The sequence below is a fragment of the Pantoea latae genome (assembly GCF_002077695.1).
GTDB lineage: Bacteria > Pseudomonadota > Gammaproteobacteria > Enterobacterales > Enterobacteriaceae > Pantoea > Pantoea latae.
The window spans coordinates 76,677-90,573 of the sequence record NZ_MWUE01000005.1 but is presented as its reverse complement, the minus strand read 5'-3'; the positions used below and the strand labels follow the sequence as shown (position 1 = coordinate 90,573).

The window sequence follows — 13,897 nt, the reverse complement described above, 5'->3', positions numbered from 1 at the left end:
CTGACTCCTTATGATTGCTTTTGGAACACGCACACACCGTGTGCGGGACCATGCCAGACAGTCGACAAAATGGGGTTGTCATCCCCGGCGAAAGGAGGAACGGCACGCCATTCTCCGTCTGGTAAGGCGATGTCACTCACCGAATCCGTGGCGTTTATTGTTATTAACCAGCGGCCGGAGAGCAGGATCTGCATTCTGTGCGCCTTCTGCTCCCACTCCTCTCGCTGCAGTGGCCTGCCGCTGGCATTGAACCACTGCACATTGCCGTCGCCCTCTTGCCACCAGCGATCGGCGGTTAACGCCGGGATCTGCTGACGCAAACGGATCAGGGCGGCGGTAAAATCCACCAGACTGCTCTCTTCTTCCTGCCAGTCGAGCCAGGTCAGGAGGTTGTCCTGACAGTAGGCGTTGTTGTTGCCGTGCTGGCTGTGGCCGCGCTCGTCGCCGGCGAGCAGCATCGGCGTGCCCTGCGCCAGCAGCAGCGTGGTCAGCAGCGCATGGGCGCTGAGTCGACGCCGCTCGATGACGTCGAAGCTGGCGCGCAGCCCTTCCACGCCGTGGTTATGACTAAAATTGCTGCTGCTGCCGTCGCGATTATCTTCGCCGTTGGCCTGGTTGTGCTTCTGGTTAAAGCTCACCAGGTCGCGCAGCGTAAAGCCGTCATGGGCGGTAATCAGGTTAACGGCGGCGTGCGGCAGCCGGCCGCTACGCTGAAACAGATCGCTCGAGGCGGCGAAGCGCCGGGCGAACGCGCCGTTGCTGACGTCGCGGTGCAGCCAGAAACGCCGCATATCGTCGCGAAAATGGTCGTTCCATTCGGCGAACAGCGGCGGAAAGTTGCCCACCTGATAGCCGCCAGGGCCGATATCCCAGGGTTCGGCGATCAGCTTGACCTGCGAGAGCAGCGGGCAGGTGTTGATCGCCTCAAACAGCGGCGCGTGCGCCGAAAAATCGGGCGTGCGCCCCAGCACCGGCGCCAGATCGAAGCGAAAGCCGTCGACGTGGCAGACGCGCACCCAGTAGCGCAGCGCCTCCAGCGCCCAGTTCATCACGTCGGGGTCGCTGAGGTTCAGGGTATTGCCGCAGCCGGTCCAGTTTTCATACTCGCCCTGCGACGTCAGCCAGTAGTAGCTGGCGTTATCGACGCCGCGCAGCGACAGCGTCGGGCCGATCTCTTCCAGCTCGGCGGTGTGGTTAAACACCACGTCCAGCAGCACTTCGATGCCCGCCGCGTGCAGGTTTTTCACCGCCTGCTGGAACTCCTGCAGCGGCGTCGCGCCAGCGTGACCAGAGGCGTAGCGCGCATCGACAGCCCAAAGCGCGAAGGGGTTATAGCCCCAGTAGTTGCTCAGCCCCAGCCGCTGCAGGCGCGGCTCGCTGGCGAACTGGGCCACCGGCAGCAGCTCAAGCGCGGTGACGCCGAGATGGCGCAGGTAATTCACCATAACAGGATGGCCGAGCGCGGCGTAAGTCCCGCGCAGCGATTCCGGAATTTCCGGATGCCGCTGCGTTAAGCCGCGGACGTGCGCCTCGTAAATCACCGTGTTGCCCCAGGAGGTGCGCGGCGCGATGTCCCCTTCCCAGTCGAAATCCTCCGCCACCACCAGCGATTTAGGCGCCACGGCGCCGCTGTCCTGCGCGTCGGGATGCGCGATGCCGCCATAGAGACGCGCGTCGTCGGCTACTTCGCCCTCTACCGCGCGGGCGCAGGGATCGACCAGCAGCTTGGCCGGATTGAAGCGGTGGCCGCGCGCCGGCGCCCAGGGGCCGTGCACGCGGAAGCCGTAGCGCTGGCCGGGTTTCAGCGCGGCCGCGTAGCCGTGCCAGATATCGCCGGTGCGCGCCGGCAGATCGAAACGACGCTCCTGGCCGTCGATAAACAGGCACAGCTCGACGCGTTCGGCATGCCGGGAAAAGAGCGTAAAGTTAACGCCCTTGCCGTCGTAACTGGCGCCTGGAGGCTCAGCACGTCCCGGAAGCAGCGTCATTCCGCCTCCTTCACCAGCCATAGCGTTGCGAGCGGCGGCAGCGTCAGCGACAGGGACTGCGCGCGGTTATGGCTCGGGATATCGTCGGTATGCACTACCGGGTTTCGCGTATCGCTGCCGTGATAGCTATGCTGGTCGGTGTTAATCACCTCGCGCCAGTTCCCCGCCTGATTAACGCCAAAGCGATAGTTATGACGCGGCACCGGCGTAAAGTTGCTGGCAACAATGATTTCGTTGCCGTCGCGATCGCGACGCACAAAAACAAACACCGAGTTCTCGCGATCGTCGACCACCAGCCACTCAAAGCCCGCCGGATCGAAATCGAGCTGGTGCATCGGCGCGTAGTGGCGGTAGGTATGATTCAGGTCGCGCACCAGCCGCTGCACGCCGTGATGCCAGTTGTCGCCGCCCTCCAGCAGATGCCAGTCCAGGCTGACGTCGTGGTTCCACTCTTTGCCCTGGGCGAACTCGCCGCCCATAAACAGCAGTTTTTTACCAGGGAAGGCCCACATCCAGCCGTAATAGGCGCGCAGGTTGGCGAACTTCTGCCAGGCGTCGCCCGGCATGCGGTCGAGGATCGACTTTTTGCCGTGCACCACCTCGTCGTGGGAGAGCGGCAGCATAAAGTTCTCGGTGTAGTTGTACATCATGCCGAAGCTCATCAGGTCATGATGATGGCAGCGGTAGACGGGATCGAGCTTCATGTAGTCGAGGGTGTCATGCATCCAGCCCAGGTTCCACTTGTACCAGAAGCCGAGCCCGCCCGACTCCGGCGGGCGCGACACGCCGTCGAAGTCGGTGGACTCCTCGGCGATGGTGACGCTGCCCGGCGCGGCACGGCCCAGCGTGCGGTTGGTGTAGCGCAGAAAGGCGATCGCTTCGAGATTCTCGCGCCCGCCGTAGTGGTTCGGCACCCATTCGCCCTCGGCGCGGCTGTAATCGCGGTAGATCATCGAGGCCACCGCGTCGACGCGCAGTCCGTCGATGCCGTAGCGCTCCAGCCAGTAGAGGGCGTTGCCCGCCAGATAGTTGCTCACCTCGCGGCGGCCGAAGTTGTAGATCAGGGTGTTCCAGTCCTGATGATAGCCTTCGCGCGGATCGCTGTGCTCATACAGCTCGGTGCCGTCGAACTTCGCCAGGCCGAAATCGTCGCTGGGGAAGTGGCCCGGCACCCAGTCGAGCAGCACGTTGAGGCCCGCCTCGTGCGCGGCGTTGATAAAGTAGAGGAACTCGTCGCGCGTGCCGAAGCGGCGCGTTGGGGCATACATGCCGAGCGGCTGATAGCCCCAGCTGCCGTCGAAAGGGTGCTCATTGATCGGCAGCAGTTCGATATGGGTAAAGCCCATCTCTTTAACATAGGGCACCAGCTGCTCCGCCAGCTCTTTGTAGCTGAGCCAGAAGTTGTTTTCGGTGTGGCGACGCCAGGAGCCGAGGTGCACTTCGTAGACGGAAATCGGCGCGTCGAAGGCGTTGCGCGCTTTGCGCTCCTCGCTCATCTCCGTTTTCGGCGGCAGGCCGCAGATCATCGACGCGGTTTGCGGGCGCATTTGCGCCTCAAAGGCGTAGGGATCCGCTTTGATACGCAGCTGTCCGGCGATATCCACGATTTCAAACTTATAGAGCTGGCCGTTAAAGGCGCCGGGCACGAACAGCTCCCAGATGCCCATTTCGCGGCGGAAACGCATGGGATGACGGCGGCCGTCCCAGAAGTTGAAATCCCCCACTACCGAGACGCGCTGCGCGTTAGGCGCCCAGACGCTGAAGCGGGTGCCGTGCACGCCGTCAATCACCGCGCCGTGCGCGCCCAGGGTTTCGTAGGGGCGCAAATGGGTGCCTTCCGCCAGCAGCCAGGCGTCCATCTCCTGCAGCAGCGGGCCGAAGCGGTAGGCGTCGTCGATCAGATTCTGCTGGCCGTGCCAGTTCACCGCCAGCTGGTAGCGGAACATATTCTTGCGGCGCGGCACCACTGCGCTGAAAAAGCCGCGCGGATCGAGACATTCTAGCTGAGCGAGCTTGCGTCCGGTGGTGGTTTCAATTACCCACACTTCCGAGGCGTCGGGCAGCAACGCTCTGACTTCCAGCCCGTTGGCTGTCTGGTGCATCCCCAGTAACGCAAAAGGATCGGCATAATTACCCGCAAACAGGGCATTGATCGCCAGGCGATCGGGAAGCTCTGACATGACTTTCTTCCTGTGATTATTTGGCAGGCGAGATGGACGCGGCGCGGGCCACGCATCAGGTGCGCTGCTCTTCATTGAGCCATGCGTACAACGGCAGAGAAAGGAAACCGCTCCGTGGGAAAAGAACTTTGCCGTGTACAACAACCATTCAGTGCGAAAAGCAAAACAGTCAACAACCGGCACATCATTGTTAAATCATAGCTTGGGCTTGCAAGTTGCCAGGGCAGAAAGCGAAAAATTATTGGTGGGGACGTAAAAAACGGAAGTCGATCACTTACAGACAGTAAGTTGTTTGACTTATTTCAGAATAATCAGGCAAAAGGCCGGGAAATTCCCGGCCTCGCTTAGTGTTTTGTGTTAGTCGACCAGCAGACGCAGCATGCGGCGCAGCGGCTCCGCGGCGCCCCACAGCAGCTGATCGCCGACCGTAAAGGCAGAGAGATACTCCGGCCCCATATTAAGCTTGCGCAGACGGCCAACCGGCGTGGTCAGCGTGCCGGTCACCGCTGCCGGCGTCAGCTCGCGCATCGTCAGCTCGCGGTCGTTCGGCACCACTTTCACCCACTCGTTGTGCGACGCCAGCAGCTGTTCGATCTCCGCCAGCGGCACATCTTTTTTCAGCTTCAGGGTGAACGCCTGGCTGTGGCAGCGCAGCGCGCCGACGCGCACGCAGAGGCCATCCACCGGAATGGTCTGCTGGGTGCCGAGGATCTTATTGGTTTCCGCCTGGCCCTTCCACTCTTCGCGGCTCTGGCCGTTGTCGAGCTGTTTGTCGATCCACGGGATCAGGCTGCCGGCCAGCGGCACGCCGAAGTTATCGGTCGGCAGCGTGCCGGAGCGGGTCAGCTCGGTGACGCTGCGCTCGATGTCGAGAATAGCCGACGCGGGATCCTGCAGCGAGGTGGCGACGTGGTTATGCAGCATGCCCATCTGGGTCAGCAGTTCGCGCATATGGCGTGCGCCGCCGCCAGACGCCGCCTGGTAGGTGGCGACAGAGGCCCACTCCACCAGATTCTGAGCGAACAGACCGCCCAGCGACATCAGCATCAGGCTGACGGTGCAGTTGCCGCCGACAAAGGTGTTGATGCCTTTGTCGAGGCCCTGACGGATCACCTGATGGTTCACCGGGTCGAGAATAATGATGGCGTCGTCTTTCATGCGCAGCGTCGAGGCCGCGTCAATCCAGTAGCCCTGCCAGCCGCTGGCGCGCAGCTTCGGATAGACTTCACTGGTATAGTCGCCGCCCTGGCAGGTAATAATGATATCCAGCGCCTTCAGCGCGTCGATATCAAAGGCATCCTGCAGCGCACCGGTGGACTTGCCACCAAACGCTGGCGCAGCCTGGCCCAGTTGCGAGGTGGAGAAGAAGACCGGATTGATGACGTCAAAATCACGCTCTTCGCTCATGCGCGACATCAGCACGGAGCCGACCATACCGCGCCAACCAATAAAACCTACATTCTTCATTTTCTGTCCGTCTCAGTCAGCGATAACGCCTGACCTGCTTACCGAAGGGAAGAGCGGAAGGGTGTTTTCACTCCGCTCTGCGTCATAAATGGATTTACCTGTGACCAACAACTCTACAAAATGCAGCCTTTCTGGCAAGTGAATTAATTCGATTGCGCCAACTTTTTCAGCAGCGCAGCTAATAACCCTGCGTCAGCCTGTAAGGGATAACCTAAAACTCATGACCGAAATGATTTCTGCGACCGTTTTACTGCTGCTGATTATGGATCCGCTGGGTAACCTGCCGATTTTTATGTCGGTGCTAAAGCATCTGGAGCCGAAACGGCGCCGCGCGGTGTTGATCCGCGAGCTGCTGATCGCGCTGGTGCTGATGCTGCTGTTTTTGTTCGCTGGCGAACGCATTCTCACCTTTCTTAACCTGCGCACCGAGACGGTGTCGATTTCCGGCGGCATCATCCTGTTTCTGATCGCCATCCGCATGATTTTTCCGTCAGGCGAGAGCAGCACCAGCGGCCTGCCCGCGGGCGAAGAGCCGTTTCTGGTGCCGCTGGCGATCCCACTGGTCGCCGGCCCGTCGCTGCTTGCCACGCTGATGCTGCTGTCGCATCAGTATCCCAACCAGATGGGGCATCTGGTGGGCGCGCTGCTGATCGCCTGGGGCGTTACGGTGACCATTCTGCTGCTGTCGGGCCTGTTTCTGCGGCTGCTGGGTGATAAAGGCGTCAGCGCGCTGGAGCGGCTGATGGGACTGATTTTGATTATGCTGGCGACGCAGATGTTCCTGGACGGCATTCGCGCCTACCTGAAATTATGATCTGACGCAAAGCGAAGCGGGATTGATACCCCTTTCTTTATAACGGTTTTAGGTTAGTTAATTTTCGCCGCCCTACCATCGGGCGCGTTTAAATCGACCAACATCAGGAACTTATAATGAAAACTATCCAGCACGCTCAACCTTCACGTCGTTCCATTCTGAAAAAAACCCTGGCGGTTTCTGCGCTCTCTGTCACAGGCGTCGGCACCATGACGCTGCCGACCCTCTCCTTTGCTGCGTCGCTGAGTAAAGAGGCGCGCGACGCCATGACGCCGGACGCGGTGATTGCACATTTTAAACAGGGCAACCTGCGCTTTCGTGAAAACCGTCCCCTGCAGCACGATTACCTGGCGCAGAAGCGCAATAGCATTGCGGGTCAGTATCCGGCGGCGGTGATCCTGAGCTGCATCGACTCACGCGCACCCGCTGAAATTGTGCTGGACGCCGGGATCGGCGAAACCTTCAACGCGCGCGTCGCCGGCAATATCAGCAACCGCGATATGCTGGGCAGCATGGAGTTCGCCTGCGCCGTAGCCGGCGCGAAAGTGGTGCTGGTCATGGGGCATACGCGCTGCGGCGCAGTGCGCGGCGCGATTGATAACGCGCAGCTCGGCAACCTGACCGGCCTGCTGGAGGAGATTAAGCCGGCGATCGACCAGACGGTTTTCAGCGGCGAGCGCAGCGGCAGCAACGACGATTTCGTCGATGCGGTGGCGCGCAAGAATGTCGAGCTGACCATCGAACGCATCCGCAGCAACAGCCCGGTGCTGAAGCAGCTGGAAGAGGAGAAGAAGATCAAAATCGTCGGCAGCATGTACCATCTGTCCGGCGGCAAGGTGGAGTTTTTTGAGGCTTAATCTGTCAGCCGCCGCGCGCGGCGGCTGACCATTTATGACAGCAGGGTAAAGGCGATCATGCCGACAATGGCGCCGACGGTGCCGAGAATAGTCTCCATCAGCGTCCAGGTTTTCAGCGTTTCCCCTTCGGTGGCGCCGGTAAAGCGGCCGAACAGCCAGAAGCCCGCGTCGTTCACGTGGCTGATAATGATCGAGCCGCCGCCGATGCAGATAGAGAGCGCCGCCAGCTGCGCGCCGCTGTAGTGCAGCGGCTCGATCACCGGCATCACCAGCCCAACCGTGGTCAGGCAGGCGACCGTCGCCGATCCCTGAATCACGCGCACCGCGCCGGAGAGGATAAAGCAGGCCAGCGCGATCGGCAGGCCCGCGCCGGTGAGCGCATGGCCCAGCACCGGACCGACCCCCGAATCCACCAGCACCTGCTTGAATACGCCGCCGGCGCCGATCACCAGCAGAATAATGCCTGCGGGCTGCAGCGCGCTGCCGCACACCTGCATCACCTTCTCTTTATCCATGCCCTGGCGGTAGGCCAGACCATAGATCGCCACCAGACAGGCGAGCAGAATGGCGGTAAACGGATGACCGATAAACTCCAGCCATTCATACAGAGAAGACCCCTGTTCGGTAAAGCGCGCGCCGATGGTTTTCAGCCCCACCAGCAGCAGCGGGAAGAGAATAAGCGCCAGGCTGAAGCCGAACGACGGCAGTTTGGTCGCATCGACGTCGGGCTGATGATCTTCCGGCGGCGCGCTAAAGGTGACGCGACGCGCAATCAGCGAGCCGAACAGCGGCCCGGCGATCAGCATGCCGGGGATCGCGGCGCACAGCCCGAGCAGGATCATCCAGCCGAAATCGGCGTGCATCTGCGACGCCAGCAGCATCGGCGCCGGACCCGGCAGCAGAAAGGCCGCCGAGGCCGCCACGCCGGCGAACAGCGGGATCACCAGCTTCACCAGATTGTCGTGAGTGCGGCGCGCCACGGCGAAGGCGATGCTGATCAGCAGCACCACCGCCACCTCGAAAAAGAGCGGCAGCGCGCAGATCAAGCCGGCAATGCCCATCGCGTAGTGGGCGCGGCTTTCGCCGAAGGTTTTCAGCATACGGATAGCGATCTGATCCACTGCGCCCGTCTCATGCAGGATTTTGCCGAACATCGCGCCCAGCGCCACCACGATAGCCAGAAAGCCCAGCGTGCCGCCCATGCCCTTCTGCATAGTTTCCGCGATCTTGTCCAGCGGCATGCCGGAGCAGACGCCGGCGCCGATTGAGACCAGCATCAGCGCGACAAAGGCGTGCATACGCGCTTTCATCACTAAAAAAAGCAGCAGCAGGACAGAGCCTGCTGCGGTTAACACCAGCGTTGCGGTACTCATGACTAACCCTTGTTGATGGCTTTCCCGATAGCCGCAACCGTAGCCGCAACAACCTCGTCAACTGAATGATTGATATCCACCGTCAGCACGTCCGGCTCGTCAGCGCCCGGCTCTTCCAGCGTGGCGAACTGCGTCACCAGCATCTGCGGTTTAAAGAAGTGGCCTTTGCGCGCCTTCAGACGGGATTCAATGGTGTCGAAGTCGCCTTTGAGATAGATAAAGCGCAGGTTGTCGTTGCCCTGACGCAGGATATCGCGGTAGCGCTTTTTCAGCGCCGAGCAGACGATAATGGAGATCGCCTGGGTGCGCTGCATGGCGAAAGCGGCGTCGTTCAGCGCCTGCAGCCACGGCTGACGATCGTTGTCGTCCAGCGGATGGCCGTCTGCCATTTTCAAAATGTTGGCGCGCGGATGAAGAAAGTCGCCGTCGAGAAAAGCGGTGTTGAGCTGGTGGGAAACCTGGTTAGCGACAACGGATTTACCGCTGCCTGAAACGCCCATCAAAATAAAGACGTGATGCGACGAAGATTGAGTAGTCATTTTTCTGCTCCGGCAGGTAAATTCGCCAATGTTACCGATAACAATGCTGGTTGCCATTGTGTTAAGCCCACTACAGGCTGGCAACCCTGTTTAGCCGGAAAAGCATGAAAGTGTGAACTGACTCATAAAAATGTCAGATTCAGATGCTGCCGCCTTCTGTAATGTCAAAGCCGATATCGAGCGGCGCGACGGCGCTGAGATCGCCGTTAATACGCGCCAGCAGCATGGCGGCCGCTTCACGTCCCATGCGTTCGCGCGGCGTCAGGACGGTCGCCAGCTTCGGCGTCACCACCTGACTAATATCATGGCCGTGAAACCCGGCGATCGCCATTTGCGACGGCACGTTAAGCCCCTGACGCTGGCATTCGAACATGGCGCCGACCGCCAGGTCATCGTTGGTGCAGAACAAACTGTCGGTTTGCGGATAGCGGCGCTGCGCCTCACACAGCAGCATTCCGCCCGCGCTAAAGGAGGAAGCCTCTTCCATCATCACGCTGTGCGGCTCCAGCCCCGCTTCGCGCATCGCCTTTTCGTAGCCCTGCTGTTTCTGCAGGGTGCGCTCGTCGAGACGCGCGCCCAGATAGACGGTGTGGCGATGCCCTTTGCGCAGGATGGCGTGGGTCATCTGACGCGCCGCCTCGACGTTGTCGAACCCCACCGCCATATCAAGGCAGGGCGAAACGCTGTCCATCATTTCGATCACCGGAATGCCAGCGACCTCCAGCATGCGCAGCGTGGCGGGCGTGTGGGTGCGTTCGGTGAGGATAACGCCGTCGATGTTCCAGCCCAGCAGCGAGCGCAGCTGCAGCTCCTCTTTTTGTGGGCTGTAGCCGAAATGGGCCACCAGCGTCTGGTAGCCCGCTTCATCGGTGACGGTTTCGATGCCGCGCAGCACGTCGGCGAACACCTGGTTGGTAAGCGACGGCAGCAGCACGCCGATGGCGCGACTGGTGGCGTTGGAGAGCATGTCCGGCGCGCGGTTGGGGATATAGCCGAGTTCATCGAGCGCGACGGCGATCTTGTCGCGCAGCGGCGCCGAGACCTGCTCAGGATTGCGCAGGTAGCGGCTGACGGTCATTTTTGTTACGCCGACACGATCGGCAACGTCCTGTAATACCGGTCTTTTTTTCTTCATCGTCTGTGCCCAGGGTCACCATTACGACGAGTCTATCACTATTCAGCCGCAGAATTGTAAGCAGGGCGCGAAGGTGCGCGCCCTGTCACCGCTTAGACCGGCGGCAGATCGAACAGCAGCACTTCGGCGTCGCTGCTGGCTTCAAGTGTCACGCTCGCCTCATCCCAGACGGCAAACGCGTCGCTGGTGCGAGCGGTTTCGCCGTTGACGCGGATCTCGCCTTTGACCACCTGCACCCAGACGCGGCGGCCGGTTTCGATAGCGACCTCATCTTTTTCGCCCGCGCTCAATACCCAGCGCGACAGGGTCATATCCTGAAAGACCTTGAGCGAGCCGTCACGCGCGTCCGGCGTCAGCACAAACTGGCGTCCTTTGACGTCTGGGAAGCGGCGCTGAGCGTAGCGCGGTTCGATGCCGGTGCGCTCGGGAATAATCCAGATCTGATACAGATGCAGCGGCTCGCTGCTGCTGGCGTTGTATTCAGAGTGGCGCACGCCGGTGCCCGCGCTCATGATCTGAAATTCGCCTGCCGGGATCTGCTCTTTGTTGCCCATGCTGTCCTGATGCTCGACAGTGCCGGAAAGCACATAGGTCAGGATCTCCATATCTTTATGAGGATGGGTGCCAAAGCCCTGCCCGCCTGCGACCACATCTTCGTTAATCACGCGCAGCGCCGAAAAGCCCATGAAGTTTGCGTCGTGGTAGCTGGCAAAAGAAAAGGTGTGCCAGCTTTCCAGCCAGCCGTGATTGGCGTGACCGCGTTCTTCTGCTTTACGTAAGTAGATCATGTTCAGTTCTCCTCAATGTTTTAAAACAGTCTGAACCTGAGACGAACCTATTGATAGCTGAAAAACTTCACGCCTCTGTTCAAAAAAGATGAATAAGGGTGTGCAGAATAGTGAGTAGGGCTGAATAAAGCGGCGGGCAAAAAAAAAGCCAGCACCCGAGCTGGCTAAGAAATACTGGAAGCAATGTGAGCAATGTCGTGCTTTCCGGTTTGTCCGAGGACGCCCCGAGAACGCATCGCAATAATAATCATTATCATTCGCGTTTGTAAAGCCTTTTGTGATCTTTTCTGTTGATAATTAATAAGGTTTCCTTGATGTTTAAAGGGGTTTCCCGCTAGTCACAAGGAGAAGAGAGATGAGTGAGATTGTTATTCGCCACGTTACCCCTGAAGATGCCGCCGCCTCAATGCACATTTACAGCCAGCCGGACACCATGGCGAATACGCTACATCTACCGCTGCCTTCGCTGCAAAAGTGGCAGGAGCGGCTCAGCCATCTCTCTCCAGCCGGACATTCGCTGGTCGCCTGCATCGATGAAAAAGTGGTTGGCCAGCTGACGCTGGAGGTTCTCGCGCCTGCGCGCCGCCGCCACTGCGCCACGCTGGGCATGGGCGTCGATCAGGCCTATCGCAACCGCGGCGTCGGCAAAGCGCTGCTCGGCGCGGCGGTCGATCTGTGCGACAACTGGCTGCAGGTGACGCGCATGGAGCTAACGGTATTCGCCGACAATCCCGCCGCCATCGCCCTCTACCGCCATTTTGGCTTTGAAGTTGAAGGCACGGCGAAGGCTTTTGCTATGCGGCATGGCGAGATGATCGATACGCACTATATGGCGCGGCTGAAGTAGCAAACGGGGCCAGACTGGCCCCGATATCTTAATACCCCGCGCTTAAATCCCCTGGCGTGCGCGGATCGGACGCGCCATACAGCGTGCCGTCCGGCCCAATCATAATGCTCTGCGTGCTGCCCATCGCCGGCAGCACCTTCACATGCTGCCCTTTATTCTCCAGCAAACGCAGCGTATCCGGGCTAAATCCCTTCTCGACGCGCAGCTGATCCGGCAGCCACTGATGATGGAAACGCGGCGCGTTGGTCGCTTCCGCCACGTTCATCCCGAAATCGACGCTGTTCACCACCATTTGCAGCACGGTGGTGATAATGCGGCTGCCGCCCGGACTGCCGGTCACCAGCCAGGTTTTACCCCCTTTCGCCACGATGGTCGGCGACATCGAGGAAAGCGGACGCTTGGCCGGCTGGACCGCGTTCGCCTCGCCGCCTACCAGGCCGTAGACGTTCGGCGTGCCCGGCTTGGCGGAGAAGTCGTCCATCTCGTTATTCAGCAGAATGCCGCTGTTGCCCGCCACAATGCCGCTGCCGAAGTTGGTGTTCAGGGTATAGGTGACCGCGACCGCCGTGCCCTGCTTGTCGACCACCGAGAAATGGGTGGTCTGGTTGCTCTCATAGGGCTCCAGCTTGCCGGGTTTGATCTCGCTCGACGGACGCGCCTTCGCCACGTCGATCTGCTGCGCGATCGACTTCGCATAGGCTTTGCTGGTCAGCGCCTGCCACGGCACCTTCACGAAATCGGGATCGCCAAGGTACTCTGAACGGTCGGCGTAGGCGTACTTCTCCGCTTCGGCGACCACCTGCATCGCGTCGGCGCTGCCAAAGCCCATCTTCGCCAGATCGAAGTTTTCCAGGATATTGAGGATCTGCACGATATGGATCCCGCCGGATGAGGGCGGCGGCATTGAGAAGACCTCATAGCCGCGATAGGTGCCGCTGATCGGCTTACGCTCGACGGCGCGGTAGGCCGCCAGATCCGCTTTGCCGATCAATCCGCCGTGCTGCGCCATCTCGCTGGCGATCTGATCGGCGATTTCGCCTTTATAGAAGGCGTCCGGCCCCTGCTGCGCAATCAGCTGCAGGCTGTGGGCGAGGTTTTTCTGCACCAGACGATCGCCCTTCTGCCACGGCGTGCCGTCAGGCTTAAAGAAGATCGCTTTGCTGTTGGGGTGCGCCAGCAGCACCTCTTTGCCGTAGGTTTTCAGATCGTCCGCCAGCGCGTCGTTAACCACATAGCCTTCGCGCGCCAGTTTGATCGCCGGCGCCAGCAGCGTGCTGAGCGGCAGCGTGCCATATTTCTGCGCCGCCAGCGCAAAGCCCGCCACGCTGCCCGGCGTGCCGGAGGCGAGATGCGAGGTCAGCGACAGCTTGCTGTCGGCGTTGCCCTGTTTATCGAGGAACATATCGCGTGAGGCGCGGCCCGGCGCCATTTCGCGGAAGTCGATAGAGGTGGCGCGGCCGGAGGCGGTGCGCAGCAGCATAAAGCCGCCGCCGCCGAGATTGCCCGCCTGCGGATGGGTCACCGCCAGCGCGAAGCCGACGGCGACGGCCGCATCTACCGCGTTGCCGCCCTGGCGCAGAATATCGACTCCTACCTGCGTCGCCAGCGCATCCACCGACGCCACCATGCCGTGCTGCGCCCTGACCGGATGAAAGGTGTCATCCTCAACGCCGTAAGAAACAGGCGGCGCGCTGGCGGGCACGGCGGCGTTAGCCACGCTGACCACCGTTAAACTCATCATTACGGCCCAGCCAAGCTGGCGTATATTTCCTCGCATCATCATCCCTCTACCCTTTTCAGTTGTTTACATTTGTTATCACGCAGGCAAGTGTTTACAAATACAGCAAAAAAATAACATCTAAGTCAAATTCGGTGCGTTCCTGGGGGAGAAGTTTGTGAGGTTGCTAAA

Annotated in this window: 11 protein-coding genes; 3 read left to right on the top strand and 8 right to left on the bottom strand. The window is 60.5% G+C overall.

All coding sequences use genetic code 11. From position 1 onward, the window contains the following. Window positions 1-8: 8 nt before the first annotated feature. The 3 genes from glgX to asd all read right to left on the bottom strand — a co-directional run bounded on the left by glgX (window position 9) and on the right by asd (window position 5,635). Window positions 9-2,009, bottom strand: a complete 2,001-nt coding sequence (gene glgX, locus B2J69_RS03675; protein WP_407944732.1) for a glycogen debranching protein GlgX — start codon at window positions 2,007-2,009, stop codon at window positions 9-11. Continuing rightward, the gene (gene glgB / locus B2J69_RS03670; protein ID WP_081136523.1) at window positions 1,985-4,168 is read right to left on the bottom strand and encodes a 1,4-alpha-glucan branching enzyme; all 2,184 of its coding nucleotides are present in this window, start codon (window positions 4,166-4,168) and stop codon (window positions 1,985-1,987) included. Before glgB ends, glgX begins: the two co-directional genes overlap by 25 nt. 357 nt (window positions 4,169-4,525) lie before the next feature. Beyond that, entirely contained in the window at window positions 4,526-5,635 is a 1,110-nt protein-coding gene (gene asd, locus B2J69_RS03665; RefSeq protein ID WP_081136521.1) for an aspartate-semialdehyde dehydrogenase, read from the bottom strand. A gap of 220 nt (window positions 5,636-5,855) precedes the next feature. Here asd and B2J69_RS03660 point away from each other — a divergent pair, with 220 nt between their 5' ends. Together B2J69_RS03660 and B2J69_RS03655 are read left to right on the top strand one after the other, a co-directional pair. Beyond that, window positions 5,856-6,449, top strand: coding sequence for a YhgN family NAAT transporter (locus B2J69_RS03660; protein ID WP_081136519.1), 594 nt, complete (start codon window positions 5,856-5,858; stop codon window positions 6,447-6,449). A 116-nt stretch (window positions 6,450-6,565) separates the two neighbouring features. Next, window positions 6,566-7,306 (top strand): carbonic anhydrase, encoded by a 741-nt coding sequence (locus B2J69_RS03655; RefSeq protein WP_081136517.1) that lies wholly within the window; start codon window positions 6,566-6,568, stop codon window positions 7,304-7,306. 32 nt (window positions 7,307-7,338) lie between these two features. On the opposite strand, the gene gntU is transcribed toward B2J69_RS03655, so the two are convergent. The 4 genes from gntU to B2J69_RS03635 all read right to left on the bottom strand — a co-directional run bounded on the left by gntU (window position 7,339) and on the right by B2J69_RS03635 (window position 11,141). Next, entirely contained in the window at window positions 7,339-8,679 is a 1,341-nt protein-coding gene (gntU, locus tag B2J69_RS03650) for a gluconate transporter (RefSeq protein ID WP_081136515.1), read from the bottom strand. A 2-nt stretch (window positions 8,680-8,681) separates the two neighbouring features. Continuing rightward, window positions 8,682-9,218 carry a gluconokinase gene (gene gntK, locus B2J69_RS03645; protein WP_033753176.1) on the bottom strand — a complete coding sequence of 179 codons (537 nt, stop codon included), beginning with the start codon at window positions 9,216-9,218 and terminating at the stop codon, window positions 8,682-8,684. Between the two features lie 139 nt (window positions 9,219-9,357). After that, the gene (gene gntR, locus B2J69_RS03640; RefSeq protein ID WP_081136513.1) at window positions 9,358-10,353 is read right to left on the bottom strand and encodes a gluconate operon transcriptional repressor GntR; all 996 of its coding nucleotides are present in this window, start codon (window positions 10,351-10,353) and stop codon (window positions 9,358-9,360) included. 92 nt (window positions 10,354-10,445) lie between these two features. Then, window positions 10,446-11,141, bottom strand: a complete 696-nt coding sequence (locus tag B2J69_RS03635; protein ID WP_081136511.1) for a pirin family protein — start codon at window positions 11,139-11,141, stop codon at window positions 10,446-10,448. A 355-nt stretch (window positions 11,142-11,496) separates the two neighbouring features. Here B2J69_RS03635 and B2J69_RS03630 point away from each other — a divergent pair, with 355 nt between their 5' ends. Then, a complete protein-coding gene (locus B2J69_RS03630) occupies window positions 11,497-11,988 on the top strand; it encodes a GNAT family N-acetyltransferase (protein WP_081136509.1) in 492 nt (163 codons plus the stop codon). Window positions 11,989-12,016: 28 nt separating this feature from the next. Here the strand turns inward: B2J69_RS03630 and ggt are convergent, their stop codons facing one another. Beyond that, window positions 12,017-13,771: a gamma-glutamyltransferase gene (gene ggt, locus B2J69_RS03625; RefSeq protein ID WP_081136507.1), complete on the bottom strand. Its 1,755-nt coding sequence runs from the start codon at window positions 13,769-13,771 to the stop codon at window positions 12,017-12,019. Window positions 13,772-13,897 lie beyond the last annotated feature (126 nt).